The following is a 25,995-nucleotide window of genomic DNA, read 5'->3' on the forward strand; positions in this document are numbered from 1 at the left end:
AGATGTGTATAAGAGACAGGCCGACCCCCCTACGGCCGAGCGTCGCCGGTCTGGGGGAGGGGTGATGGGGGTCGGATTAGGTCGGATCAGGCCGGATCAGGCCGGATCAGGCCGTGAAGGTCCAGGTCATCGGGACCGAGGCGGCGAGGCCCTGGTAGGTGTTGCCGGCCGAGGAGTCGAGGGTCACCGCGAAGTTGAAGGGGACGCTCGCGCCGGCGGCCGGAGCCTGCGGCATCGTGAAGGCCGACGCCGCCGCACCCTTGAAGCTGGCGAGGGTGCCGCTGAACACGGTGGTCGAGCCGGAGGTGATGACGAGGTTCATCTTGGCGCACAGGTCGGTCGCGGTGCCGTTGGCCGAACCGTTCGCCGACTGGGTGCAGGTGGCGCCCGGGTTGAGCGTGAAGGTGCTGGCGTTCGCGGTGCCCGTGTTCTTGATCGAGATCGCGGTGTTGACCGTGTTGCCCGGGGTCATCGTCGTGCTGCCGCCGAACTTGTTGATCGTCGAGCAGGTCGCCGAGTTCGTCGAGACCGATCCGCCGTCCGTGCTGAGGCAGGTGACGGTCGCGCCGGCGTTCTGCTCCTGCATGATCAGCGTGCCGCTGGCGGCGGTGTTGCTGCTGTTGGTGATGCTCGCCGCGAACCCGGAGAGGGTGCCGGTGAGCGAGAGGGAGAGCAGGACAGCGGCGAAGATACCCGCGAGGAGCGCCACGGGGGCGAAGCGGACCCGCTTCAGTGCGGAGGTGCGGAGCTTGGTGGACACGGGGTACCTCTTCGTTCGGTGGTGGTTTCAGGAAGTTGGGGGAAGCAAGACCTTCGGGCTGTTTTGCTTCAATGGTTAAGATAGTCACTGGTTCACCAAGCTGACCACTCGTATACTTACCCCAGTGCGGGGGACGGCTCTTGTCCCCCCGGTACCCGACACGGAAGCAGGCCCTCGTGGCAGCAGTACGAAGCGACGACGAAGCGGCTGACCTCATGGCCGCGTTCACCGCCGTCGTGCGCGCGAACGCGAGTCTGGTGAGTCAGCTGAGCGCTCGTGCCGGCGTGCACGAGAACGCCCTCCGCGCCCTGGTGCTCATCAGCGACACCGGGTACTCCACGCCGACCGAGGTCGCCGGGTATCTGGGGCTGACCTCGGGCGCGGTGACGAACATGATCGACCGGATGAGCACCGCCGGCCTGCTCGAGCGCGCGCCGAACCCGGCCGATCGCCGAGGCTCACTGCTCCGCCTGCTGCCCCCGGGCGATGTCGTCGTGTCGGACTACCGGGAGCGGTACGCCGCGATGCTCCGGGCCGTCGACGGGGCGCACAACGGGGAGCTGCACGAGGTGCTCAACGACCTGGCGACGAGTCTGTACGAGCAGGCTGCCGCTGCGTCCTGATCTCGCTCGTGGGGACCGTGCGTCTACCTGGTGTGGATCGCCCGTTCCTCCGTCGAGGTGAGGCCGGCACGGCGTTGGCGATCCGTCCCGCGGGCACGCTCGTCCTCGAGCACCCGCACGACGGTCTCCCGGAGGGGTCGGGTCACCCCGCCGGCGTCCGTGAACGCCACCGCGGAGCGCTGCGCGAACCCGGCCTCCGACACCGGGATCCACAGGGGGAGCGATCGCGGTCCAGCCCAGTAGGCCACGTCGTGCGCGAGCAGGACGTCGTCGTCGACCACGACCAGCTCGTCGTCGAACCCGGTGACCTCCGCCACGCACCGGAAGAAGTCCTGCATCGGCACCGGAGCACCGACGGCGTTGACCGTGCCGACGAACCCGTCGCGCCCGGCCCGGACGAGCCAGACGGCGAGGTCCACGACGTCGATCACCTGGACGAACCGCTCCGCCGTCGTCGGCACCAGCACCGGCCCACCGCGATCGAAGCGTGCCGGCCAGTACCCGAACCGGTCACTCGGGTCGCAGGGCCCGACGATCAACCCCGGGCGTGCGATGAGCAGCCGTGACCCGAGCCGGAGCCGCGTCATGCGCTCGGCGAGGACCTTCGCGTCGGCGTACGCGGACGGGTCCTTCGGCTCCACCAGCCGGGCGGACTCGTCGGCGCTCGGTTCGTCGTTGTCCGCGTACACCGAGACCGTCGACACCAGGGTCCAGTGCGCGGCCCGGTCGGCGAGGGCGTCGAGCGCCGGGGCGACGAGTTCGGGGGCATGGGCGAGCTCGATGACCTCGTCCCAGTCGCCGGCGGCCTGTTCGTAGGCGCCGGGCAGAGTCCGATCCGCCTGCACGAGGCGTGCTCCCTCGGGGACATTGCCGGTGGTGCCCCGGGCGAGGCAGGTGACGTCGGCGCCCTCGGCCAACAGCTCGTCGACGATCGTCCGTCCGAGCCAGCCGGTTCCACCGAGTACCAGGACGCGTCGCACGGGCTGCGTCATCAGACGGGCTGGAGCGGTCGTCGTTCGCCGTCGGGGAGCTCGACCCGGATGCGATCGCCCGGCCGGACCGTGCCACCGGTGAGCACGACGCTCATCACGCCGCCCTTGCGTTCGACCGTGCCGTCCTCGGCGCGCCCCAGCACGGCTCGCAGGAGTCCCGGCTCGAAGCCGTTGATCTGCTGGCACGGGTTGCGCAACCCGGTGACCCGGACGGAGGCATCATCACCGAGGTGCAGCACCGTTCCCTCCGGCAACCCGAGCAGGTCGATGCCGCTGGTTGTGACGTTCTCGCCCATCTGGCCGGGCGCGACCGTGAAACCGGCCTCGGCGACCTCGTCGAACAGCTCGGCGTGCAGCAGGTGGACCTGGCGCAGGTTCGGCTGCGAGGGGTCACGGGCGACCCGGGAGCGGTGCTGCACGGTCGTGCCGGCGTGGGCATCACCCTCGATGCCCCACCCCGCCACGAGCGTCACCGCGTCGACCAGCGGCTTGCTGAACCGGTGCTCGCCGTCCTTGCTCACCGCGGTCACGCGCGGCTGGTCCATGTCGTCCCCACTCATGGGGCCGATTCTGCCCCATGGTCGCGGCGGCGCGAGTGCGGCCTCGTTCAGAGGCGGTTGCGCGGCGTTGCTCAGCGGCGCTTGCGCAGTGCGTTGGTCGCCCACAGGGAGACGGCGATGAGCACGGGCTGGAACAGCAGGCGGACGAAGCGCTTGGTGTCGGTGTCCAGGCCGAACCCGTCGCGGTGGTGCATCCACTGCGCGATGTTGCCGGGGAAGACCGCCAGGAAGAACACCGCGACGACCCACCCGACGGTCACCTGACGCCGTGCCAGGAGCATCAGCGCAGCGCCGAGCGAGATCTCCACCACGCCGGAGGCGATCACCGTGACGTCCGTCGGCAGCGGCACGAACTTCGGCACCTGCGCCTGGAACTCCTCGCGCGCAACCGTCAGGTGACTGATGCCTGCCCAGGTGAGCATCGCGCCGAACAGGATGCGGACGACGGTCCGGGGGCGGGTGGAGCGGACTGCGGGGGTGCGGGTTGCCATCGGGTGGTGCCTTTCACGGTCGGCGTGGGGTTCGGTGGAGTGGGGAGCCGAGGTCAGTGGCTGCGGCTGCAGAGGACTCGGCGGCGGCGGGCGGCCTCGAACGTGATCGCGGCAGCGGCGGCACCGAGCGCGAGCACCCGGGCGACCGGACGACCGCGGGTCGACGTGAGCAGCCGCAGCACGCCGGCGAGTGTGAGTGCGGCAGCACCGCCGGTCGTGTTCGTCACCGAGCCGTCTTCGAGATCGATCACGAGCCGCGTTCCACCGAGCGCCGTCGCCGCGATGGCGGAGCCGATGCCGATCAGGTTGCTCCCGTGTGCACGGCGGACCGCTGCAGTGGCGAGTCCGAGTCCGGACACGACTTGCAGGGCAGGGATGCCGAGTGCGTGCGGGACGCCCGGCTCGAAGCCCCGGCGCTGCATCTGCTGGGCTCGTGCGCGCAGCGGGGTGCGGCGAACCGTGGTGATGCCGTGCCCGGCGAGCAGGCCACCGGTGACGAGGTCGATCCAGCTGAGCAGGTTCACGTTGCGCTCCATTAGGTTGTGCACAACTTAACACGCCGAAGTGTCCCGCGGCCGAGAGGCGAGAGCCCTACCGCCGACGACGACGCCGCAGGACGATCACGACGAAGACCACGAGCACCGCGACGATGACGGCCGATGCGAGCCCCGCCGCCGACAGCAGGTCAGTGGATGCGCTCATCGTGTCGTTGCATTCCGGAACTGACTCGACACACGACGCTGTTGCTTCGACGAGACCCATGAGCGCAGTGAACCCGAGAAGCCGGACGACGACAAGACTGGTGTGGTGATTCCTCAGTTCCTGACCGCACCCGCGGTCCTCACTCTGGCCGCAGTCGCGCTCGTCGGTTGTGCCCAGCACGATCGGGACGACGACTTCCTGACGCTCTCCGCGGGGGAAGCCACGTTGTCGCCGTGCGCCACTGCAGTGCCGGTCTCGGTCGAGCAGTTGGACACGACGCGCCTGCCGACTTGTGACCCGGTGGGTCAGGTGCTGGTCTTCCCCGACGGTGAGCAGCTGCAGCTTCCGGAGCAGCAAGGTGGCGGCGGCGCATCCTCGAGCTCGAATTCCGACGCCTGGTACGCGTGGCAGAGCGTCGGCAACTGGGGCCTCGTGGCCGCGCGGTCGTCGGCCGACTGCTCAGAGGTCGACGAGTGGGGGAACCCCGAAGCACTCCGGCGAGTGCACGAAGCCTTCGGAACCGATTGGGCGTGCCGCTGACCAGCAGCGCCACGACACAGCTGCTCATGCGCCGGCACCGCTGCCGAACAACGCGTCCATGTCGGTATTTCAGACCCGTTGAGTGTCAGTCGGACAAGTCAGCTGGCGGACGACAGCAAGAACGCCTACTGCGGCATGTCAACGAACCGCGAGAACATCCCGTGGAACGCCACGGTGATGGTGTCCGTCGGTCCGTTACGGTGCTTCGCCACGATCAGGTCCGCCTCACCCTGACGCGGGTTGTCCTTCTCGTACGCCGACTCGCGGTGCAGCAGGATGACCATGTCGGCGTCCTGCTCGATGGAGCCGGACTCACGCAGGTCGGAGATCGCCGGCTTCTTGTCGGCACGCTGCTCGGGCCCACGGTTGAGCTGCGACAGTGCGATGACGGGGACCTGGAGCTCCTTGGCCATCAGCTTCAGGGCACGCGAGAACTCGGAGACCTCTTGCTGGCGGCTCTCGACCTTCTTGCCCGAGGTCATCAGCTGCAGGTAGTCGATGACCACGAGCTTCAGGTTGTGCTGCTGCTTGAGCCGACGGCACTTGGCGCGGATCTCGACGAGCGTCATGTTGGGGGAGTCGTCGATGAAGAACGGGGCGTCGTTGATGCGGCCGCGGGTCTGCGCGATGGTGGTCCAGTCGCGGGAGTCCACGGTGCCCTTGCGCATGTTCTGCAGCGGCACGCTGGTCTCGGCGGAGAGCAGACGCATCGCGATCTCGGCGCGACCCATCTCGAGCGAGAAGAAGGCGGCGGTCTGGTCGTGCTTGATGGCGGCGGCGCGACACAGGTCGAGCGCCAGCGTCGACTTGCCCAGGGCGGGGCGGGCGGCGACGATGATGAGCTGTCCGGGGTGGAACCCGTTCGTCAGGCCGTCGAGCTGCGCGAACCCGGTCGGCACGCCGGTCATCTGGCCGTCGCGGCCCTTGGCGGCCTCGATCTCGTCGAGCGCGGCGGAGATGGCGTCGGTCAGCGGGACGTAGTCCTCGGTCTGCACACCACCGGCGACGTTGTAGACCTCGGCCTGCGCGCTGTTGACGAGGTCGGTGACCTCACCCTCTGACGCGTAACCCATCTGCACGATGCGGGTGCCGGCGTCGACCAGGCGCCGCAGCACGGCCTTCTCGGCGACGATGCCGGCGTAGTAGCCGGCGTTCGCGGCGGTCGGCACCATGCTCGTGACGCTGTGCAGGTACTCGGCGCCGCCGGCGCGGGACAGCAGACCGGTCTTGGTCAGCTCGTCGGTGACGGCGATGACGTCGGTGGGTTCACCGTGCGAGTAGAGCGACAGGATCGCGTCGAAGATGACCTCGTGCTTGGGGACGTAGAAGTCCACACCGCGGGCGGTCTCGATGACGTCGGCGACGGCGTCCTTCGACAGGAGCATGCCACCGATGGTCGACTGCTCCGCGAGCATGTCGTGCGGCGGGGTGCGTTCCATGCCGCGCTCCGCGTAGTCCTGCGGTGCGGGCTCAAGATGTGCGATCGACACACGCTCTCCTCTGTTGACGACACGGACCTGAACCGGCGGGACAGCACCCACCGGCGGGAACCCGCACCCCTGTTTCTACCCCCGGCGACCGACATCCCCGAGTCGCTGGGCCAACGTATGGCCCCAGAGTTATCCCCAACAAACGGCCCTGTGGATAACTCTGTGGAGAGCCTGCGGAACACGCCGGAGTGCTGTGTGGAGAACTGTGGAGGGGCCTGTGGAAAAAAAGGTGTACGAACACACTTTCGATCACTTGACCTGGGCTTTTCTGTTGCACACTGTGTGTGGAAAAGTGGGGTTCAAGTACCCCTTGAAGGTTCCGATTTGACACGTTTCCACTGTGTAAAACGACTTGACAAGCACCCCTCCTGTGGGAAGAGTTCTCGGCCTGTTCCCAGCCAGCGCGACCCCGTCTGAACCGTAACCAGCCAGCACGAGTCGAGCTGCGCCTCCAGGCCCGTGACCATGTCGGCGACAGCCGTAGGACAAGCCTCGCGACCGCCCCCGGAACGCAACGACGGGCGGGCCTCCCGGAGGAGACCCGCCCGTCGTGGAGCGGAACGTCAGTGCTACTTGGCAGCGACGACCTTGAGCGAGATCACGGCAGTGATGTCCTCGCGCAGGCGCACGGTGGCCTCGTGGTCACCGACGGTCTTGATGGTCGCGGGGACCTCGACCTTGCGCTTGTCGAGCGAGCCGACGCCCTGCGCCTGGACGGCGTCAGCGACGTCGCCCGGACGGACGGAACCGAACAGACGACCGTCCTTGCCGGCCTTGACCGACAGGGTGATGGTTGCGTTCTCGAGCTTCATCTTGAGGTCCTGTGCCTCTTCGATGGTGGCGAGCTCGCGCGCGGTACGCGCGGCACGGATCGACTCGACCTGCTTCTCGCCGCCCTTGGACCACGCGACAGCGAAGCCCTGGGGGATGAGGTAGTTGCGGGCGTAGCCGTTCTTGACGTCGACGACGTCACCAGCGGAACCGAGGCCGGAGACCTCGTGGGTGAGGATGAGCTTCGACATGTGTCGACCTCCGATCAGCGGCCGGAGCCGGCGTAGGGGAGGAGCGCCATCTCACGGGCGTTCTTCACGGCACGGGCGATGAGGCGCTGCTCCTGGACGGAGACGCCGGTGATGCGACGGGCGCGGATCTTTCCACGCTCCGAGATGAACTTGCGAAGGGTCGCAACGTCCTTGTAGTCGATGACGCCGACCTTGATCGACTTCGCGGGAGCAGCGTTCTTGCCGCCCTTGCCGCGAGGCTTCCGGCGGTCGCCGGTGCTCTTTCCAGCCATAGTGATTTGTCCTTAGAAGAAAAGTTGTGTGTCCGTCGGAACCGGGAGGATCAGTCCGGAACCCGCAGTTGCCGCTGTCAGGCGGCGCTGCGTGCTCCGATCAGAACGGGGTCTCGTCGTCGAAGTTGCCGCCGGGGGTGCTCCACACGTCGTTCGACTGTGCGTTGCCGCCACCCTGCTGGCCGCCCTGGGGAGACCAGGGCGCGTCCGACTGACCGCCGCCGTTGTTGTTCCAGTTGCCGCCGCCGTTGCCCGCGGGGGCGTTGCCGCCGCCGCCGACCTGGCCACGACCGCCGCCACTGCCACCCGCTGCGCGGGTGATCTGTGCGGTCGCGTAGCGGAGCGACGGGCCGATCTCGTCGACCTCGAGCTCGATGCTCGTGCGCTGCTGGCCCTCACGGTCCTGGTAGGAACGCTGACGCAGACGACCCTGCGCGATGACGCGCGAGCCCTTCGTCAGCGACCCCGCCACGTGCTCGGCGAACTCGCGCCACACACTCGCGCGGAGGAACAGCGCATCGCCGTCCTTCCACTCGTTCGCCTGACGGTCGAACGTGCGAGGGGTCGACGCGATGGTGAAGTTCGCCACGGCGAGCCCGTTCTGCGTGTAACGCAGCTCGGGGTCCGCGGTGAGGTTGCCCACCACCGTGATGACGGTTTCGCCGGCCACGGGTTACTCGGCGCTCGCGGTCGCGGTTGCGGAGGCGTTGGCGGCCTTGCGGGCCGCGCGGGCCTCGTCACGCTGCTTCTGGGCGGCGACCTGCGCGATGCCCTCTTCAGCGCGGAGGACCTTCGTGCGGAGCACGGCCTCGGAGAGACCGAGCTGACGGTCGAGCTCCTTGGCGGCCTCGGGCGACGACGTGAAGTCGACGACGGCGTAGATGCCCTCGGACTTCTTCGCGATCTCGTAAGCGAGCCGGCGACGGCCCCAGACGTCCACGTTGTCGACGGTGCCACCCGCGTTGCGGATCACGGCCAGGAACTTGTCCAGGCTGGGAGCGACGGTGCGCTCATCGATCTCGGGGTCGAGGATCGCCATCAGTTCGTACTGGTGCATGCGGAACCCACCTCCTCTGGTCTCAGCGGCCCCGGGCGGTTCCCGGGGCAGGAGGGTTGATGCATGTGCCCCAGACCACGCAGGTGCGCGAGGGGCAACCTGGGTAGCCTACCGGACTGCCTGGAGGCGCGCCACCGGCCTGTGGACAGCGGTCCCGCCCGTCAGGCGGTCGCGTCTCAGGCGCCGGTGCCTCAGGCGCCGGTGTCGCCTCGGGCGCCCCACCACTCGCGCAGGCGCTCCTCGGCCGTCTCGGGCCCGAGGGGTCCTTCGTCCATCCGGGCCTCGAGCAGGAACCGGTAGGCCTCGCCCACGGCACGCCCCGGCGGGATGTCGAGGATCCGCATGATGTCGTCGCCGGTCAGGTCAGGACGGATCGACTCGAGCTCCTCCTGCTTGGACAGGACCTCGATGCGGTCCTCGAGGTCGTCGTAGGCGAACGCCAGCCGGTCGGCCTTGCGGCGGTTGCGGGTGGTGACGTCCGACCGGGTGAGCTCGTGCAGCCGTTCGAGCTGGGGTCCGGCGTCACGGACGTAGCGACGGACGGCGGAGTCGGTCCAGGCGCCCTCGGTGTACCCGAAGAAGCGCAGGTGCAGCTCGATCAGGCGGGACACCGCGGCGATGGTGTCGTTGTCGAAGCGGAGCGCACGGAGTCGCTTCTTCGCCATCTTCGACCCGACCAGGTCGTGGTGGTGGAAGCTCACGGCGCCGCCGGGCTCGAGCTTGCGCGTGGCGGGCTTGCCGATGTCGTGCAACAGCGCCGCGAGCCGGAGCACGGTGTCCGGGGGGTCTCCGGCGTGCCGCTCGGCCTCGTACCCGATGGCCTGCTCGAGCACGGTGAGCGAGTGCTCGTAGACGTCCTTGTGGTGGTGGTGCTCGTCGACCTCGAGCCGCATCTCGGGCAGCTCCGGCAGGAACCGCTCGGCGAGGCCGGTGTCGACGAGCAGCCGGAGGCCGGGGACCGGGTCGTCCGTGTTGAGCAGCTTGACGAGCTCGTCGCGGACCCGCTCGGCGGACACGATGTCGATCGACGCGACGAGTTCCTGCATCGCGGCCCGCACGTCGTCGTCGACGGTGAAGCCGAGCTGCGATGTGAACCGCGCCGCACGCATCATCCGCAGGGGGTCGTCGCGGAACGAGACGACCGCGGTCTGGGGCGTCCGGAGCCGTGCGGCGAGCAGGTCCTCGACGCCGCCGTGCACGTCGACGAGCTCGCGGTCCGGCAGCCGCAGGGCCATCGCGTTGACGGTGAAGTCGCGACGGAGCAGGTCGTCCTCGATGGTGTCGCCGAACGCGACCTCGGGCTTGCGGGTCTCGCCGTCGTAGACGTCGCTGCGGTACGTGGTGATCTCGACCTGCTCGCCGGCGACCCGTGCGGCGATGGTGCCGAACTGGCGACCGACGTCCCAGGTGGCGCTCGCGATGGGCTCCACGATGCGCAGGATGTCGTCCGGCCGGGCGTCGGTGGTGAAGTCGAGATCGGTCACCGGACGGCCGAGGAACGCGTCGCGGACGGGCCCGCCGACGAGGGCGAGTTCGTGGCCGGCGTCGGCGAAGGCCCGAGCGAGGAGGTCGACGGGCTCGGTGGTGGCGAGTGCGTCGAGTCGTTCGACGGCCTGGGCAACGGACTGCATGACGGTGCTCATCCTCCCAGATCGAGGCCCCGAGTTCTCCACAAGCCGCGCGCGCACGGGACCTGTTCATGGTCGCGCCTCATACACTCGTGCTCGGCCCGAACCGACCCCGTGGCCCGCTCCCCGTATGCAGATGCTCCGCACCACGCTCGCCGCAGTCGCGTCGACCCTCGTCGCGCTCGGCCTGGTCGTCGCGCCCGTCACCACCGATCACGCCTCGGCCGCGACGATGTCCGCGGCCAAGAGCCACGTCGCCGACCCGGCAACGGCCGACGCAGGGAAGGCGACCATCTCGATCGCCCCCGCGAACCGCGGGATCGTCCAGCGCGACCAGGACCTCACCCTCTCGGTGACCGTCACGAACGACACCGACGCGGCCCTGCCAGCCGGCACCGCCGAGTTCGACATCTTCCGCTCGGTGAGCACGCGCGACGTCCTGGCGAGCTGGCTCGATGACACCACCACGACCGGTTACCTCGGCGCGCCGATGGACTCCGTGGACATCCCGGCGATCCCGGCGCACCGTTCGGTCACCATCGACTCGGTTCACATCGTCTCCGGCAACGTGGCGCTCGGCGGGTACTCCTCATTCGGTGCTCGGCGCATCGCGGCCGAGTACACCGCGGGTGACGCCTTCGCCGTCGACCGCTCCGCGATCACCTGGTACCCGGACTTCGAACAGGCCCCGGTCAGCGTCTCCGTCGCGATGCCGGTCACCGTGCCGAAGTCGACCGACGGCATCCTCACCGCACCCGTGCTGGCCGCCGCGACCTCGGTGGACGGCACGCTCACGCAGCAGCTCGACGCGGCCGAGGACCACAACGTCGCCGTGGCCGTCGACCCGCGGATCATCGCCTCGATCCGGATCCTCGGCGACAACGCGCCGTCGAGCGCGGTCACCTGGCTGCAGCGTCTCCAGTCACTGCGCAACGAGACCTTCGCACTGCCCTACGCCGACGCCGACGTCACCGGCCTGCGCCAGGCCGGGTCCGACGGCATCCTGTCGCCGATCTCCCTCGACCAGTCCGTCAAGTCCGAGAACTTCCCCGGCGCCGAGACCCCGGCACCGACACCGACGGCCACGCCGGGGCAGACCTCGTCGCCGGCCCCCACCGAGGCCTCGAGCGACAGCGCGACGACCGGCGACGGTACCGACCAGGCGCAGCAGACCCTGCCGACCACGGAGTCCCTGCTCGACTTCCCGTACTCGATGGACTCGATCGCATGGCCGACCGAGGGAACGGTGTCCTCCGCCGACCTGCCCGCCCTCGAGCGTGCCGGAACGAAGACCACCATCGTCTCGAGCGGCAACACCTCGGCTGGCGCGGACACCACCATCACCGCGTCCGAGAAGATCGGCGACGACCACGTGCTCGTCTCCGACCAGTCGATGTCGTCGATGCTCCGCCGAGCCGCCACCGCCACCGACCGGCAGAGCTGGTCGTCGACGATGTCCGAGCTCACCGCGACGCTGGCCACCTCGGCCCGTGCCGCCACCGCCACGGGGCCGATCCTGCTGACCCTCGGGCGCGAGTGGCCGTCCGACTCCGCCCGGCTCAGCCAGGCGCTCGACGCCCTCGAGAGCACCGCCTGGGTCGCTCCGGCCGACCTCTCCACCGCCTCGAAGGCCGTCGCCGGGTCGCTCACGCTCGCCAGCGCGTCCACCGGCGAGGCCCGCATCGACCAGCTCCGGCGACTCGTGCGCGGAGAACAGGGGCTCTCCGCGTTCGCGACGATCCTCGGAGACCCGAACCAGCTGACCGCCCCGGCTCGGCTCCGTCTGCTCGCACTCGCCTCGAACGCGTGGCGTGACGACGACCAGGGGCTCGCCGCCGCGGTCGACGCGCGCACGGCAGCCTGGGCGAAGAGCACCACCGAGGTCGGGATCGTCGACTCGAGCAGCCTCACCCTGCTCGGCGACCGGTCATCGCTGCCGGTGTCCATCCGCAACAGCTCGGACTACCCGGTCACGGTGCACCTGTCCGTGCAGCCGTCCAACTCCGCGCTGCGCGTCGTCCGCAACGACATCGTCGTCGAGATCCAGCCCGACTCGTCCACGCGCGCCACCGTCCCCGTGCAGTCGGTCGCGAACGGCAGGGTCGAGCTGACGATGTCGCTCTCGAGCCCGACGGGCGTCGCCGTGGCCCAGCCCGCGACCGTCGAGCTGAACGTGCAGGCCCAGTGGGAGACGGTCATCACCGCGGTCGCCGCGATCGCCCTGATCGGCATCTTCGGCTTCGGCATCTTCCGCAGCATCCGCAAGCGCATCCGCCGCCGCAACGGCGAGCTCGACGATGAGGACGACGACGACCCGAACCGCCCCCTGGCGGTCCAGCCGACGGTCGGGGGCGCGCAGGCACCCGTGACGCGGCCTGGAGGCACGGATCACCGCTCCGGAGCGGCTCCCGCACCCAGCGGGGCCGCGTCCACCGCCGGGGCGGCGACCGCAGCGCCGGGTGCAGCGGCGAACGCGGCGGTGGACCACGGCCCCCTGCACGACGCCATCGCGCGCGCCGGAGCCGAACCGGGCCTCCCGTCCGACGCCGCACGCAGCACCGTCGCCGACGACCGCGACCCCGAGGAGCCGACCATCAGCGCCAGCCAGCCCCAGCCCGACGTCGACGCCGAGCCGGTCGCTGAGCGCAGCCTCGGCCGGGCGAGCGCCATGCTCGCCGCGGGGACGATGCTGTCGCGCATCCTCGGCTTCGCGAAGACCTTCGTGCTGGCGTACGCGATCGGTCAGACGCAATCGCCGGCGGCGGATGCATTCGCGGTCTCCAACCAGCTCCCGAACAACATCTACGCGCTGATCGCGGGTGGCCTGTTGTCCGCCGTCCTCATCCCGCAGATCGTGCGTGCGATGAAGCAGCACACCGACGGTGGCACGGCCTACGTCAACAAGATCGTGACGCTCGGCGGTTCCCTGTTCATCGTCATCGCCATCGTCGCGACCCTCATCGCCCCGCTGCTCGTGCAGGTGTACGCGCAGACCGCGTCGGACGACGGCAAGGGGTTCACGCCCGGTCAGATCGACCTCGCGGTGGCGTTCGCGTTCTGGTGCCTGCCGCAGATCCTCTTCTACGCGATGTACTCCCTGCTCGGCGAAGTCCTCAACGCGAAACAGGTGTTCGGCCCGTTCACGTGGGCGCCGCTCATCAACAACGTCATCTCGATCGCCGGGCTCGTCGTCTTCATCGCCATGTTCGGCGGCAGGGCCGCGAACTCCGGCGTCGACGACTGGACTCCGCTCAAGATCGCCGTCCTCGCCGGTAGTGCGACCCTGGGCGTGCTCGCTCAGGCCGCCTTCCTGCCGTTCTTCTGGCGCCGGGCGGGCCTGAGCTTCCGCCCTGACTTCCGCTGGCGTGGCGTCGGCCTGAAGTCGACGGGCACGGCGGCCGGGTGGCTCTTCGCCATGATCCTCGTCACCCAGCTGGCGGGCATCGTGCAGTCGCGCGTCGCATCGCTGGGTTCCGGTGCCGCGGGCAATGCGGTGCTGCAGAACGCCTGGCTGCTCTTCATGCTGCCGCACTCGATCATCACGGTCTCCATCGCGACGGCGTACTTCACACGGATGAGCCACGACGCGGAACGAGGCGACCTCGGCGCCGTACGGAAGAACCTGTCGCTCTCGCTGCGGATCGTGGGACTGTTCACGGTCTTCGCAGCGATCGCGCTGATGGTCGTCGCCGTTCCGTTCGGGCGCATGTTCTCCAACACCTTCGACGGGGCACTGTCGATCGGCGCGGTCCTGCTGGCCTACATGCCGGGGCTCGTGCTCTTCAGCATGTTGTTCATCATCCAGCGCGTCTTCTGGGCGATGCACGACCACCGGACGCCGTTCCTCATGCAGTGCGTCCAGTCGGTGCTGTTCGTGATCGGCGCCCTCGCGGTCACCACGCTCCCGAACGAGGCGATCGGTGTCGCGATCGCAGCGTGCACCACACTCGCGGGCACCGCGCAGACGATCGTCGCCCTGGTGCTCGTCCGCAAGCGGCTCGGTGGCATCGAAGGACCGGTGGTCACCCGTTCGCACGTGCAGTTCGTCATCGCCGCGCTCATCGCGGGCGTCGCGGGACTCCTCGTCGTGAACTTCTTCGGGGCGTTCTCGGCGAGCGGCTTCGCGATGGCCGACTTCACCGGAGCGCTCATCACCCTCGTCCTCGCCGGCGCGGTGATGGCGGCCGTGTACTTCGGAGCCCTCGTCGTCGCGAAGAACGGTGAGATCGGCAACGCCGTCCGGATGCTCCGCAGCAAGCTCGGCCGCTGATCCCTGCCGAGCACCACACGCTCACGGGCCGTGTGGAATGCCTCGCCGGTACGATGGGTTGACCCCGTCAGACGCAACGGAAGGGCAATCAGGCATGCGCCAGCTCATCATCATCGGTTCCGGCCCGGCCGGGTTCACCGCCGGCATCTACGCAGCGCGCGCAGAGCTCAAGCCGCTCATCGTCGCCTCCAGTGTCGAGACGGGCGGTGAACTCACCAAGACGACCGAGGTCGAGAACTTCCCCGGCTTCCCCGAGGGCATCCAGGGCCCGGACCTCATGATCAAGATGCAGGAACAGGCCGAGAAGTTCGGCGCCGAGGTCCTGTACGACGACGCCGTCTCCGTCGACCTCACCGGCAAGGTCAAGAAGGTCACGGTCGGCTCCGGCGAGACGTACGAGGCCCTCGCCGTCATCTACGCCACCGGCTCCGCGTACCGTCACCTCGGTCTCGCCGACGAAGAGCGTCTCTCCGGCCACGGAGTCTCGTGGTGCGCGACCTGCGACGGCTTCTTCTTCCGCCAGAAGAACATCGCCGTCGTCGGCGGTGGCGACTCCGCCATGGAAGAGGCGACGTTCCTCACCCGCTTCGCCGACAAGGTGACGGTCATCCACCGCAAGGACTCCCTGCGTGCGTCGAAGATCATGCAGGACCGCGCGATGAACGACCCGAAGATCGAGTTCGCCTGGAACAAGGAGGTCACCGGCATCACGGGTGACTCCGCGGTCGAGGGCGTCACGCTCAAGGACACCGTGACGGGCGAGGAGTCCGAGCTCGCGCTGGACGGCCTGTTCATCGCGATCGGCAACGACCCGCGCACGCACCTGATCCACGGCCAGATCGACATCGCGCCCGAGGGCACGATCGCCGTCCAGGGCCGCTCGTCGAAGACCAACCTGCCGGGTGTCTTCGCCGCCGGTGACGTCATCGACCCGACCTACCGCCAGGCCATCACGGCTGCGGGTTCCGGCACGGTCGCCGCGCTCGACGCCGAGAACTACCTCGCCGAGCTCGACGACGCACTGACGGACGAGGCCGAGGGCGTCGGTCCGACCGAGCCCGCCATGGTCGACGTCATCGCCGCACGGGCCTGACCCGCCTCGGAATACCACGACGGCATCGCCGTTGTACCCCCTGAACGACTTCTCGAAGGAGCACACATGTCCAACGCCAAGGCTGTCACCGACGCCACCTTCTCGGACGAAGTCCTGAAGTCCGACAAGACGATCCTCGTCGACTTCTGGGCCGAGTGGTGTGGGCCGTGTCGCGCGGTCTCGCCGATCCTCGACCAGATCGCCGAAGAGCACGCCGGCAAGATCGAGATCGTGAAGCTCAACGTGGACGACAACCCCCAGTCGGCCATGAACTACCAGATCACGTCGATCCCGGCGATGAAGGTCTTCAAGGGTGGCGAGGTCGTCAAGACCGTCATCGGCGCCAAGCCGAAGCCCGCACTCGAGGCCGACCTCGCCGAGTTCCTCGCGTAGGTCGCCCCACACGAACGGCCCCGCTCTCCCCGGAGAGCGGGGCCGTTCTCGTCCGGAGCCACGGGATGACGATCGGCCCCGACCCGGAACCCGGGTTCCCCGGGCCGATGTCGTAGTGTGGCGGGAATGTCCTACTGAACGGAGCACTCGATGACGAACGGCAACAGCCTCGACCCCTGGTACGACTCCTACGCCCAGCGCACCGCCGGGCTGAGCGCCTCCGAGGTCCGAGCACTGTTCGCCGTCGCCTCGCGCCCCGAAGTGGTCTCGCTGGCCGGCGGAATGCCGTTCGTCTCCGCGCTCCCCAGAGAGCTCGTCACGGGCTCCCTGGACCGTGTCATGAACGAGGACGCCGCCATGGCGCTCCAGTACGGCGGGGGTCAGGGCCTGCGGTCCCTCCGTGAGCACATCGTGGACGTCATGAGCCTCGAGGGCATCCGTGCCAGCGCCGAGGACGTCGTGGTCACCACCGGCTCGCAGCACGCCCTCGACCTCGTCACACGGCTGTTCATCGATCCGGGCGACGTCGTGCTCGCCGAGTCGCCGTCCTACGTCGGCGCGATCGGTGTCTTCCGGTCGTACCAGGCCGAGACGGTGCACGTGACGACGGACGAGCTCGGTCTCGTCCCCGAAGCGCTGCGCGAGGCGATCGCGAACCTCCGCACCCGGGGCAAGCGGATCAAGTTCCTCTACACGATCCCGAACTTCCACAACCCGGCCGGCGTCACGATGAGCCGCGAGCGCCGCATCGAGGTGCTCGACATCTGCCGGTCGAACAACATCCTGGTGCTCGAGGACAACCCGTACGGGCTCCTGTGGTTCGACGAGCCGGCACCACAGGCGATCCGGTCGATCGACGAAGAGGGCGTGGTGTACCTCGGCTCCTTCTCGAAGACCCTCGCACCAGGGTTCCGCGTCGGCTGGGCACTCGCGCCGCACGCCATCCGCGAGAAGCTCGTGCTCGCCAACGAATCAGCCGTCCTCGCGCCGAACTCCTTCGGGCAGTACGTCGTCAACGCGTACCTCGACGCCGCCGACTGGAAGGGTCAGGTCGACACCTTCCGGGGCATCTACGCCGAGCGTCGTGACGCCATGCTGTCCGCGCTGGGGGAGTTCCTGCCGGACCTGTCCTGGACGAAGCCGAACGGTGGCTTCTTCGTGTGGCTGACCCTGCCCGAGTCCCTCGACTCCAAGGGCATGCTGCCGCGCGCGGTCAAGGAGCTCGTGGCCTACACGCCCGGCACCGCGTTCTACGCCGACGGACGCGGGGGCGGACACATCCGTCTGTCGTTCTGCTACCCCACGCCGGAGCAGATCCGGGTGGGGGTCAAGCGTCTGGCCAACGTCGTCAACGACGAGCTCGAACTCATCGAGACGTTCGGCCCGACAACCCGCCCCAACAACGTGGTCCGTGAGACCTCGTCCGTCAGCGCACCGCCGCCGAACATCTCCTGATCAGCGCTTTTCCTCAGTGCTGATCGCACAGCACCGCAGTTCCACACCGGAGGACCCCGCATGGCCGAGCTCACCCGTCGTCACGTCGTCGTCGTAGCCGGAGGCATCTCGCACGAGCGCGACGTCTCCCTCCGCTCCGGTCGTCGGGTCGCCGACTCACTGACCGGCTACGGCTGGCAGGTCGACCTGCGCGACGCTGACGCAATGCTCCTGCCGGCTCTCACCGAATCACGCCCGGACGTCGTGTGGCCGGCACTGCACGGCGCCTCCGGAGAGGACGGGGCCCTGCGGGGCATCCTGGAGGCCGTGGACATCCCGTTCGTCGGCTCACGTTCGACGTCGGCCCGCTTGGCATGGGACAAACCGACTGCGTCAGCGCTGGTCGCCCGCGCCGGCGTCCGCACCCCTCGTTCGGTGACGCTCTCCCACGACGTCTTCCGCGAGCTCGGTGCCGTCGGAGTCCTCGAGGCCATCGCGACCGAGCACCCGGTGCCGCTCGCCGTGAAGCCGGCTCGAGGCGGGAGCGCACAGGGCGTGACCCTGGTCGACAACGTCACGGACCTGCCCCGGGCCATGGTCACGGCCTACACCTACTGCGACGACGTGGTCGTCGAGCAGCTCATCCGCGGGACCGAGGTGGCGGTGGGCATCATCGACACCGGGGACGGTCCGGTCGCCCTTTCCGCCGTGGAGATCGTGCCCCGCAACGGCATCTACGGCTTCGAGGCGCGCTACAACGCGGGGGAGACGACCTTCTACACGCCGGCGCGACTCTCCGAGGAGTTCGCCGCTGGGGCCGCACAGGCAGCAGTCGCCGCGCACGCAGCACTGGGACTCCGGCACCTGTCACGCGTCGACCTGATCATCGACGGGGCCGGGACGCCCTGGTTCCTCGAGGCCAACGTGCTCCCCGGGCTCACCGAGACGTCATTGCTCCCGCAGGCGCTGTCCGCGTCCGGTTTCGACCTCGGCTGGACCTACGCCGAGCTCGCCGAGCAGGCCATCCGGGACCACCGCGCCTGATCAGCCAGCGCCGATGTTCCACGTGGAACGCGGACGGGGAACCGGCCGCAGACCGGGCAACGACCACTGAGTCGACGCCCGGGGAGGCAGTGTGCCAGCCGGAGGAATTGTCGTGCCGGTCTCGCTAGGGCGAGCGAGATGTTCCACGTGGAACGTTGCGAACTCCTGAAGTACCGCTCTCCACGCGACGTACAGGCCGCGCTACTGGGCGACGAGCGGGGTTCGACGCGGACGACGATCGGCGCATCATCCACGTTCCACCGAAACAGCACCGAGGGCCAAACGTCCCCGCTGCATCGCGCGAGCGACGATGCCGGAGGAGCTGCCTCGAAGTGCTGGCGTGAAGGGCGAGCCGATGCATGTCACGACTTCACCCTCACCTGAGGGCGAGTGTGGCAACTGCTGTCGCACCTTGACCGACTCGGCCTGGATGATCGCAGGAGCCTCCGGAAGGTCCCACCGGTGTCTCCACCCCCGTGAACGCACCACAGGCGCTCACAGCCACGCTCAACGGCGCTGACGGGGTGTCTCAGTCGCCGATGTCCCGCACGCCGAGCTCGGCGAGGATCCGGTTGAGGTCGTCGCCGTTCGCGAAGTCGATCGTGACGGAACTCTTGCGAGCACCGACCGCGATCTTCACCCGCGTGTTCAGGCGGTCACCGAGCCGCTCAGCGAGGTCGTTGAAGTGCGCCTGACGCTTTGATGGCTCAGCCTTTGGCTTCGCCGGGGGCGTCTTCGCGGAAAGCTGCTGCGCGATCGCCTCAGCCGCACGCACTGACAGGTCCTCGTTCACGATCTTCTCGGCGAGGTACTCCATCGCCTCCGCGTCCGGTGCGGCGAGGATGGCCCGAGCGTGTCCAGCGGAGAGCACGCCTGCCGCAACACGCCGCTGCACGGGGGAGGGAAGCCGCAGCAGTCGGATGGTGTTCGTAATCTGCGGACGTGATCGACCGATGCGCTGGCCGAGCTGCTCCTGGGTGATCCCGAAGTCGGCGAGCAGCTGCTGGTACGCCGAAGCCTCTTCCAGGGGATTCAGCTGGGCCCGGTGGAGGTTCTCCAGCAGCGCGTCCCGCAGCATTGCGTCGTCGGGAGTGTCCTTCACGATCGCCGGGATCGTGCTCAGACCGAGTTCCTTCGTGGCACGGAGACGGCGCTCACCCATGATGAGCTCGTACTGGGGCTCGGTACCCGTCGCGCCGGGAATCGGCCGAACGACGATGGGCTGCAGAACACCGATCTCACGGATCGAGTGGACGAGCTCCTGGAGCTCCTCTTCGCGGAACTCCTTCCGCGGCTGCTGGGCGTTCGGGATGACGTCGAGCGGGTTCAGGTTCGCAAGTCGCGCTCCCGGCACGGCGACCAACTCGTCGGCCGTCGGGGCAGATGCGGGCGAGCCACCCGTCGGGAAGAACACGTCGACGGGTCGGTCCTGCTGATCGGTTGCCGTCGGGATCAGGGCGCCGATGCCTCGGCCGAGTCCGGTTCGCTTCGGTGCCATCAGTGCTTCGCTCCTCGTGCTGCGATCTCGGCGGCCGCTTCCAGGTAGGACAGCGACCCGGTGGAGTTCACGTCGTAGGCGACGACACTCTGGCCGTAGCTCGGTGCTTCGCTCACGCGGACCGATCGGGGGATCATCGCCTTGAGCACCTGATCGCCGAAGTGCTCACGGACGTCGTTCGCCACCTGGTTCGACAGGTTCGTACGGCTGTCGTACATCGTCAGCAGGATCGTGGAGACCCGGAGGTTCGGGTTGAGGTGCCGCTCGATCAGTTCGATGTTCCGAAGCAGCTGGCTCAGGCCCTCGAGTGCGTAGTACTCGCACTGGATCGGGATGAGGACCTCCTGTGCGGCAACGAACGCGTTGATCGTCAGCAGGCCCAACGACGGCGGGCAGTCGATGAACACGTAGTGGTACGGCTCATCGAGCGACTGCAGATACATGTCGAGCGCAGTCCGGAGACGCTGTTCGCGCGCCACCAGTGACACCAGCTCGATCTCCGCGCCGGCGAGGTGGATCGTCGCTGGCACGCACCAGAGCGTGTCGGACTCAGGGGAGGCCTGCACGGTGTCGGCCATCGGGGCCTCGTCGACGATCACGTCGTAGATGCTCGCGACCTCCGCCTGGTGGTCGACGCCGAGCGCCGTCGAGGCGTTGCCCTGCGGGTCCAGGTCGATGACCAGTACGCGAGCACCACCGTGCGCGAGCCCTGCAGCGAGGTTCACGGTCGTCGTCGTCTTGCCGACGCCGCCCTTCTGGTTCGACACGGTGATGATCCGCGTTTCAGAAGGAAGTGGGAACTGCTGTGTGGCGATCGCGCGCCGTCGACGGTTCAGGTCGGCGATCTCGCGAGCGAGCGGTGTCGACGCGTCGTAGTCGGTCGATGAACTCAACGAGTGCCTCTTCCCCGGTTCAATGTTTCACGTGGAACGCGGAGCCACTGGCGGCCGGATGACCCGGCCCGAGCCGCAGCGTCAGTCAACTGTAGCCCGGAAGACGCGGGTGGTCTCGTCGACCACACCCTCTCCGAGCTCGAGCACCTCGACGTCGGAGAGGTGATTCCGGAGGATCACCTTCCGGGCCTTCTCGATCTCTTCGTCGACGCGCGCACCCTTCATGAGGATGAGCTCGCCGCCGGAGCGGACCAGGGGCACGGTGAGGGGGATGAGCTTCGACAGTGCACTGACGGCCCGCGCGGTGACCTGATCGACGACCACGTCGTCAGCCACGTCCTCTGCACGACCGCGAAGCACCGTGACGTTCTGCAGCGCGAGCCGGTCGGACTCGCTGCGGAGCCAATCGGTCCGACGCTCCATCGGCTCGATGAGGACGAACTCGACGTCCGGACGGGCGATCGCGAGCACGAGACCCGGCAACCCTGCCCCCGAGCCGACGTCGGCAACGCGACCACGGGCCTCCAGGAGGGGCGCGAGCAGTGCGGAATTGAGGATGTGTCGCGTCCACAGGCGGGGAAGCTCGAGCGGGCCGATCAGGCCCAGCTCCTCACCCCGCCGCGCGAGCTCGTTCGTGAACGATCGCGCAACCTCAACCTGGTCACCGAAGAGTGCCGCAGCCGCGGCAGGCTCCGCCTCCAGCACCGGCGCATCCTCGGCCGGGACGGGTACGTCCGTCATCGGGTGACGACCGTGTGGCGGTCCCGACCCTCACCCTCAGACTCCGAGTGGAAGCCCTTCTCGGCGACCAGGTCGTGGACGAGCTTGCGCTCGTAGGACGACATCGGGGGGAGCGCGGCCGACGACGAACCTGCTTCGATGCGCTCGACCGCGGTGTCGACGAGTCGCTGCAGCTCGTCAGCACGGGCGTCCCGCGAACCACCGACGTCGAGGATGAGCCGGCTGAACTCGCCGGTCTCCGCTTGCACGGCGATTCGGGTCAGTTCCTGCAGCGCCGTCACGGTGTCGGGCTTCGACAGCACGCGGAGCGCCTCACCATCATCGGTGACGGACAAGTACACGCGACCCGCGCGTTCTTCGATCTCGATGTCGCCGTCGAGGTCGCAGATGTCGAGGAGTTCCTCGATGTAGTCCGCCGCGATGTCCGCTTCGTCGCGGGCGTCCTCGGTTTCGGTGTCCGTCGCCTGCACGGCGGCTGCGGTGTCCTGCTCGGTCACTTACTTCTTCCCGTTCTTCTTCTGGCGCTGCTTGCCGACCGGCTGCTGACGCTGGGTGGTGACGCGCACCGGCTCGATCTCCGTCGCGCCGGCGCCGGCACCCGCCTCGGCGAGGACCGGGCTGGCCGCACCGCGACGCTGTGCCTTCTTGGCCAGGCGGGCTTCACGAGCAAGTGCGGCTTCGGAGCCGGGGGTCGGCATGCTGCGGATGACGAAGTACTGCTGCGCCATCGTCCAGAGGTTCGAGGCGAGCCAGTAGAACATGACGCCGAGGGGGAAGCTGAGGCCCGAGATCACGAAGACCAGCGGGAGGATGTACAGCATCATCTTCTGCTGGCGGTACATCGGAGACTCCTTGGTCTCCGGGGACATGTTCTTGGCGACGAGCTGCAGCTGGGTGATGAACTGCGACGCGGTCATCACGACGATCATGAAGCCGGCGATCGCACGCACCTCCCACCCGGAGGCGTTCGTGAACGTCTCGTGCAATGGAGCGCCGAACAGAGCTGCGTTGCCGAACGACGCCGCCAGGTCGTTCGTCAGCAGGCCGATGCCGGTCTTGTTGATCTGGGCCTCGTGCAGCACGGAGTACAGCGAGAAGAAGATCGGCATCTGCAGCAGCAGCGGCAGGCAGGAGCTGAGCGGGTTGGTCCCGGTCTCCTTGTAGAGCGCCATCGTCTCGCGGCTCATGGCCTCGCGCGAGAACTGGTCCTTCTTGCCCTTGTACTTGTCCTGGATCTTCTTCAGCTGCGGCGCGACCTCGAGCATGCGGCGCTGCGACTTGATCTGCCGGACGAAGATCGGGATCAACGCTGCGCGGACGACGAACGTCAGGAAGATGATCGAGAGCACCCACGTGATGCCCTCGTTCGGGTCCATGCCGATGCTCTCGAAGATCCAGTGGAAGCCGACGAGGATGGCCGAGACCACCCATTTGAGCGGCCAGAGGATCGTTCCGATGATGTCCATGGGGACGGCTACGCCTTTCGAGTGCGCTGGGGGAGCAGGACCGGCCGAACCGTTCCGACCGCGGGGTGCGGCTGCTGCGGGATCGGCGCGAGGACGAACCCGAACCGGTTGACGACGAACGGGTGACGACGTTCCTTGACGTCGTCGATACCGCCAGCAGCCCAGGGGTTGCAACGGGCGATGCGCCAGGCGCCCATGGCGGATCCGCGCACGACGCCGTACTGCTGGATCGCTTCGAGCGCGTACCGGGAGCACGACGGGTGGTAGCGGCAGACGTTGCCGTACAGCGGGGAGATCACCGCACGGTAGGCCCGGAGCACGACGACGCACGCGTTGCGTGGGAGCAACGCGATGACCCAGGCAAGCCGGGTCCACAGAGTGCGGTTCATGCTGCCTTCTCCACCCCGCGCGCGAAGGAGCGCGTGACGTCTTCGAGCAGGGTAGGCCATCCGGCCTGCGATGCGGCTGGCAGTACACGGACCACCACGTCGAAGCCCTGAGGGCACTCCCCGAGCAGGTCGTGCGCGATCGCCTTGAGCCGCCGCCTCATCAGGTTCCGGGTCACGGCGTTCCCCACCGTCTTCGCGACGATGAAACCGAACCGCGTCGGTCCGTTACGGTCGACCGGCTGACGGACCACGGACACGACGACGTGCGCCGTGGCGCTCTTGCGACCACGACGCACGACGTTCCGGTAGTCTTCCCCGCGCACGATGCGGTTGGCGCTGGCCAACACTGCGACGCCGGGGTCAGACCGAGGACCGGATCAGGCGATGAGCCTGATCAGGCCGAGAGCTCGGTACGGCCCTTGGCGCGACGCGCCGACAGGATGGCGCGGCCGGCACGCGTCCGCATGCGGAGACGGAAGCCGTGCTTCTTGGCGCGGCGGCGGTTGTTCGGCTGGAAGGTGCGCTTGCTCATGATGTTCTCCACACGGCTGCTCGCGGCGAGCCGTCACGTATGTGTAGCCGTCCGGGTGTCGAACGACGCAGATGGGCGCGACCAAAGGGCCGCAGTCAACTGGTTAACGGTACGTGACAGCGGCGAGCAGGTCAAACCCCGCCCGGACCGGTCGCGCCGCCGAGGTCGGGTCTGCCGTCGATCGAGCCCATTCTCCACATTGGGGACAACTTCCGTTCGGTGGGACTCGGTCCGGTCCTTTACAGTGGGGTGATCGATCCCCCCGATGGCCGGTACGACAGGGAAGTACTCCTGTCGGACAGCTCGAGGTGGTCGTGGACAACACTGTGGACAACCCTGTGGGAACCTCCGCGGCAACGAGGCGTCGACGAAGCCCCCGGAGCCACCGACGATCCGCCGGCGACGACCTGGTCCCGAGTGCGGTCGCCGAGGACGCCACGGCATGTCCGACCCCGCAGGACGCACCCTCGTCCGGCAGCGAACGCACGACACGACCCCTGGAGACGAGCGCGACATGACGATGCCGGCCGACCCCGTCGAGGACCTCTGGTCATCCGTACTCGGACTCCTCGCCGAGGACCCCCGCATCACGCCGCAGCTCCACGGGTTCCTGAACCTGGTCGAGCCGAAGGGCGTGCTCGCCGGCACCCTGTACCTCGAGGTGCCGAACGACCTGACCCGGGGCATGCTCGAACAGCGCATCCGCATCCCGATCACCGAGGCGGTCGCGCGCATCGGTGACGACTCGGTCGCGAACTTCGCGATCACGGTCAACCCCGATATGGCATCGGAGCCGCGGGTGGACCCAAACGTCCCCGAGTACGCCGAGCCCGTGCAGGAAGCCGTCGAGCAGAGTGCCGCGCCGCGCCAGTACATCGAGGCGCCGTTCGTGCCGAGCCAGATCGACTCGCCCGGCACCAGCGGGCGCCCGGAGTCGCGGCTCAACCCGAAGTACAACTTCGACAACTTCGTCATCGGATCGTCCAACCGGTTCGCCCACGCCGCAGCGGTCGCCGTCGCCGAGGCACCGGCCAAGGCCTACAACCCGCTTTTCATCTACGGGGACTCCGGGCTGGGGAAGACCCACCTGCTCCACGCCATCGGGCACTACGCCGAGAGCCTCTACCCGGGGATCCGCGTCCGCTACGTGTCGAGCGAGGAGTTCACCAACGACTTCATCAACTCGATCGCGAACAACCGCTCGAACCAGTTCCAGCAGCGGTACCGCGACATCGACATCCTGCTGATCGACGACATCCAGTTCCTGCAGGGGAAGGACTCCACGCAGGAGGCCTTCTTCCACACGTTCAACACGCTGCACGACCACAACAAGCAGGTCGTCATCACGTCGGACGTCGCGCCGAAGCACCTGACCGGGTTCGAGGACCGGATGCGATCGCGCTTCGAGTGGGGCCTGATCACCGACGTGCAGGCGCCCGAGCTCGAGACGCGCATCGCGATCCTCCGCAAGAAGGCACAGTCCGACCACCTCCAGGTGCCGGACGACATCCTCGAGTTCATGGCGTCGAAGGTGTCGAGCAACATCCGCGAGCTCGAGGGCACCCTGATCCGGGTCACCGCATTCGCGAGCCTGAACCGCACGGCCGTGGACATGGCCCTCGTGCAGACGGTCCTCAAGGACCTGATCACCCTCGACGAGGACAACGTCGTCGCGCCGACGGACATCATCAACCACACCGCGGAGTACTTCAAGCTCTCCGTCGACGACCTGTACGGGTCGTCCCGCTCCCAGGCGATCGCCACGGCACGACAGATCGCGATGTACCTGTGCCGTGAGCTGACGAGCCTGTCCCTGCCCAAGATCGGGCAGCTGTTCGGCAACCGTGACCACACCACGGTGATGTACGCGAACAAGAAGATCACCGAGCTGATGAAGGAGCGTCGGTCGATCTACAACCAGGTCACCGAGCTCACCAGCCGTATCAAGCAGGACCGCCGCTACCGCTGAGATCGGCCCATCTCCGGCCCCATCCACCATCTGAGACGGTTCCATGGGCCGGAGTTCTCACAGTGTGGATAGCCTGTGGATAACTGTGGAGGACACGCCGCCCGGTTGTACACAGGTGGGGGGTCGCCTGTGGAGA

27 protein-coding genes are annotated in these 25,995 nt (G+C 68.2%); 8 read left to right on the plus strand and 19 right to left on the minus strand.

The window, feature by feature from the left end:
• Positions 1-106: 106 nt before the first annotated feature.
• The gene (locus tag DEJ17_RS10315; RefSeq protein WP_110893625.1) at positions 107-760 is read right to left on the minus strand and encodes a hypothetical protein; all 654 of its coding nucleotides are present in this window, start codon (positions 758-760) and stop codon (positions 107-109) included.
• A 176-nt stretch (positions 761-936) separates the two neighbouring features.
• Here DEJ17_RS10315 and DEJ17_RS10320 point away from each other — a divergent pair, with 176 nt between their 5' ends.
• Positions 937-1,383 carry a MarR family winged helix-turn-helix transcriptional regulator gene (locus DEJ17_RS10320; RefSeq protein ID WP_146239688.1) on the plus strand — a complete coding sequence of 149 codons (447 nt, stop codon included), beginning with the start codon at positions 937-939 and terminating at the stop codon, positions 1,381-1,383.
• A gap of 23 nt (positions 1,384-1,406) precedes the next feature.
• Here the strand turns inward: DEJ17_RS10320 and DEJ17_RS10325 are convergent, their stop codons facing one another.
• The 4 genes from DEJ17_RS10325 to DEJ17_RS10340 form a co-directional block, all read right to left on the minus strand.
• Positions 1,407-2,375 (minus strand): NAD-dependent epimerase/dehydratase family protein, encoded by a 969-nt coding sequence (locus DEJ17_RS10325; RefSeq protein WP_110893629.1) that lies wholly within the window; start codon positions 2,373-2,375, stop codon positions 1,407-1,409.
• Positions 2,375-2,935 carry an MOSC domain-containing protein gene (locus tag DEJ17_RS10330; protein WP_110893631.1) on the minus strand — a complete coding sequence of 187 codons (561 nt, stop codon included), beginning with the start codon at positions 2,933-2,935 and terminating at the stop codon, positions 2,375-2,377. Before DEJ17_RS10330 ends, DEJ17_RS10325 begins: the two co-directional genes overlap by 1 nt.
• 71 nt (positions 2,936-3,006) lie before the next feature.
• A complete protein-coding gene (locus DEJ17_RS10335) occupies positions 3,007-3,426 on the minus strand; it encodes a MauE/DoxX family redox-associated membrane protein (protein WP_110893632.1) in 420 nt (139 codons plus the stop codon).
• A gap of 53 nt (positions 3,427-3,479) precedes the next feature.
• A complete protein-coding gene (locus tag DEJ17_RS10340; protein WP_146239689.1) occupies positions 3,480-3,950 on the minus strand; it encodes a hypothetical protein in 471 nt (156 codons plus the stop codon).
• A 283-nt stretch (positions 3,951-4,233) separates the two neighbouring features.
• On the opposite strand from DEJ17_RS10340, the gene DEJ17_RS10345 reads away from it, so the two are divergent.
• Positions 4,234-4,668, plus strand: a complete 435-nt coding sequence (locus DEJ17_RS10345; RefSeq protein WP_146239690.1) for a hypothetical protein — start codon at positions 4,234-4,236, stop codon at positions 4,666-4,668.
• A 125-nt stretch (positions 4,669-4,793) separates the two neighbouring features.
• Here the strand turns inward: DEJ17_RS10345 and dnaB are convergent, their stop codons facing one another.
• The 6 genes from dnaB to DEJ17_RS10375 all read right to left on the minus strand — a co-directional run bounded on the left by dnaB (position 4,794) and on the right by DEJ17_RS10375 (position 10,140).
• Positions 4,794-6,158, minus strand: a complete 1,365-nt coding sequence (gene dnaB, locus DEJ17_RS10350) for a replicative DNA helicase (protein WP_031260130.1) — start codon at positions 6,156-6,158, stop codon at positions 4,794-4,796.
• 569 nt (positions 6,159-6,727) lie between these two features.
• On the minus strand, positions 6,728-7,180 hold the full coding sequence (gene rplI / locus DEJ17_RS10355) for a 50S ribosomal protein L9 (protein WP_027466901.1): 453 nt from the start codon (positions 7,178-7,180) through the stop codon (positions 6,728-6,730).
• Between the two features lie 14 nt (positions 7,181-7,194).
• Positions 7,195-7,452 (minus strand): 30S ribosomal protein S18, encoded by a 258-nt coding sequence (gene rpsR, locus DEJ17_RS10360; protein WP_017887834.1) that lies wholly within the window; start codon positions 7,450-7,452, stop codon positions 7,195-7,197.
• A gap of 100 nt (positions 7,453-7,552) precedes the next feature.
• Positions 7,553-8,122 (minus strand): single-stranded DNA-binding protein, encoded by a 570-nt coding sequence (locus tag DEJ17_RS10365; protein WP_110862690.1) that lies wholly within the window; start codon positions 8,120-8,122, stop codon positions 7,553-7,555.
• Between the two features lie 3 nt (positions 8,123-8,125).
• Complete coding sequence (rpsF, locus tag DEJ17_RS10370) at positions 8,126-8,509, minus strand: 30S ribosomal protein S6 (RefSeq protein ID WP_027466903.1); 384 nt, start codon at positions 8,507-8,509, stop codon at positions 8,126-8,128.
• Positions 8,510-8,700: 191 nt separating this feature from the next.
• Positions 8,701-10,140, minus strand: a complete 1,440-nt coding sequence (locus DEJ17_RS10375; protein ID WP_110893720.1) for a CCA tRNA nucleotidyltransferase — start codon at positions 10,138-10,140, stop codon at positions 8,701-8,703.
• A 127-nt stretch (positions 10,141-10,267) separates the two neighbouring features.
• Here DEJ17_RS10375 and DEJ17_RS17960 point away from each other — a divergent pair, with 127 nt between their 5' ends.
• The 5 genes from DEJ17_RS17960 to DEJ17_RS10400 all read left to right on the plus strand — a co-directional run bounded on the left by DEJ17_RS17960 (position 10,268) and on the right by DEJ17_RS10400 (position 18,371).
• Entirely contained in the window at positions 10,268-14,407 is a 4,140-nt protein-coding gene (locus tag DEJ17_RS17960; protein WP_220033633.1) for a DUF6049 family protein, read from the plus strand.
• A gap of 94 nt (positions 14,408-14,501) precedes the next feature.
• Positions 14,502-15,500: a thioredoxin-disulfide reductase gene (gene trxB / locus DEJ17_RS10385; protein WP_110893638.1), complete on the plus strand. Its 999-nt coding sequence runs from the start codon at positions 14,502-14,504 to the stop codon at positions 15,498-15,500.
• Positions 15,501-15,566: 66 nt separating this feature from the next.
• The gene (trxA, locus tag DEJ17_RS10390; protein WP_017887828.1) at positions 15,567-15,893 is read left to right on the plus strand and encodes a thioredoxin; all 327 of its coding nucleotides are present in this window, start codon (positions 15,567-15,569) and stop codon (positions 15,891-15,893) included.
• A 150-nt stretch (positions 15,894-16,043) separates the two neighbouring features.
• The gene (locus tag DEJ17_RS10395; protein WP_110893640.1) at positions 16,044-17,348 is read left to right on the plus strand and encodes a PLP-dependent aminotransferase family protein; all 1,305 of its coding nucleotides are present in this window, start codon (positions 16,044-16,046) and stop codon (positions 17,346-17,348) included.
• Between the two features lie 60 nt (positions 17,349-17,408).
• Positions 17,409-18,371 (plus strand): D-alanine--D-alanine ligase, encoded by a 963-nt coding sequence (locus DEJ17_RS10400; protein ID WP_110893642.1) that lies wholly within the window; start codon positions 17,409-17,411, stop codon positions 18,369-18,371.
• Between the two features lie 529 nt (positions 18,372-18,900).
• On the opposite strand, the gene DEJ17_RS10405 is transcribed toward DEJ17_RS10400, so the two are convergent.
• The 8 genes from DEJ17_RS10405 to rpmH all read right to left on the minus strand — a co-directional run bounded on the left by DEJ17_RS10405 (position 18,901) and on the right by rpmH (position 23,890).
• Positions 18,901-19,869, minus strand: a complete 969-nt coding sequence (locus DEJ17_RS10405; protein ID WP_110893644.1) for a ParB/RepB/Spo0J family partition protein — start codon at positions 19,867-19,869, stop codon at positions 18,901-18,903.
• Entirely contained in the window at positions 19,869-20,762 is an 894-nt protein-coding gene (locus DEJ17_RS10410; RefSeq protein WP_027466910.1) for a ParA family protein, read from the minus strand. Before DEJ17_RS10410 ends, DEJ17_RS10405 begins: the two co-directional genes overlap by 1 nt.
• 81 nt (positions 20,763-20,843) lie before the next feature.
• Positions 20,844-21,503 (minus strand): 16S rRNA (guanine(527)-N(7))-methyltransferase RsmG, encoded by a 660-nt coding sequence (gene rsmG, locus DEJ17_RS10415; RefSeq protein ID WP_110893646.1) that lies wholly within the window; start codon positions 21,501-21,503, stop codon positions 20,844-20,846.
• Positions 21,500-22,000: a R3H domain-containing nucleic acid-binding protein gene (locus DEJ17_RS10420; protein ID WP_110893648.1), complete on the minus strand. Its 501-nt coding sequence runs from the start codon at positions 21,998-22,000 to the stop codon at positions 21,500-21,502. Before DEJ17_RS10420 ends, rsmG begins: the two co-directional genes overlap by 4 nt.
• Positions 22,001-22,969 (minus strand): membrane protein insertase YidC, encoded by a 969-nt coding sequence (gene yidC, locus DEJ17_RS10425; RefSeq protein ID WP_110893650.1) that lies wholly within the window; start codon positions 22,967-22,969, stop codon positions 22,001-22,003.
• An 8-nt stretch (positions 22,970-22,977) separates the two neighbouring features.
• Positions 22,978-23,358: a membrane protein insertion efficiency factor YidD gene (gene yidD, locus DEJ17_RS10430; protein WP_071248636.1), complete on the minus strand. Its 381-nt coding sequence runs from the start codon at positions 23,356-23,358 to the stop codon at positions 22,978-22,980.
• Positions 23,355-23,705 (minus strand): ribonuclease P protein component, encoded by a 351-nt coding sequence (rnpA, locus tag DEJ17_RS10435; RefSeq protein ID WP_110893652.1) that lies wholly within the window; start codon positions 23,703-23,705, stop codon positions 23,355-23,357. The genes yidD and rnpA overlap by 4 nt, the downstream gene beginning before the upstream one ends.
• Positions 23,706-23,752: 47 nt before the next feature.
• On the minus strand, positions 23,753-23,890 hold the full coding sequence (rpmH, locus tag DEJ17_RS10440) for a 50S ribosomal protein L34 (protein ID WP_022889115.1): 138 nt from the start codon (positions 23,888-23,890) through the stop codon (positions 23,753-23,755).
• Between the two features lie 514 nt (positions 23,891-24,404).
• On the opposite strand from rpmH, the gene dnaA reads away from it, so the two are divergent.
• The gene (dnaA, locus tag DEJ17_RS10445) at positions 24,405-25,859 is read left to right on the plus strand and encodes a chromosomal replication initiator protein DnaA (RefSeq protein ID WP_027466915.1); all 1,455 of its coding nucleotides are present in this window, start codon (positions 24,405-24,407) and stop codon (positions 25,857-25,859) included.
• Positions 25,860-25,995: the final 136 nt, after the last annotated feature.

The organism is Curtobacterium sp. MCSS17_011, assembly GCF_003224275.1.
In the GTDB taxonomy this organism is placed as follows: domain Bacteria; phylum Actinomycetota; class Actinomycetes; order Actinomycetales; family Microbacteriaceae; genus Curtobacterium.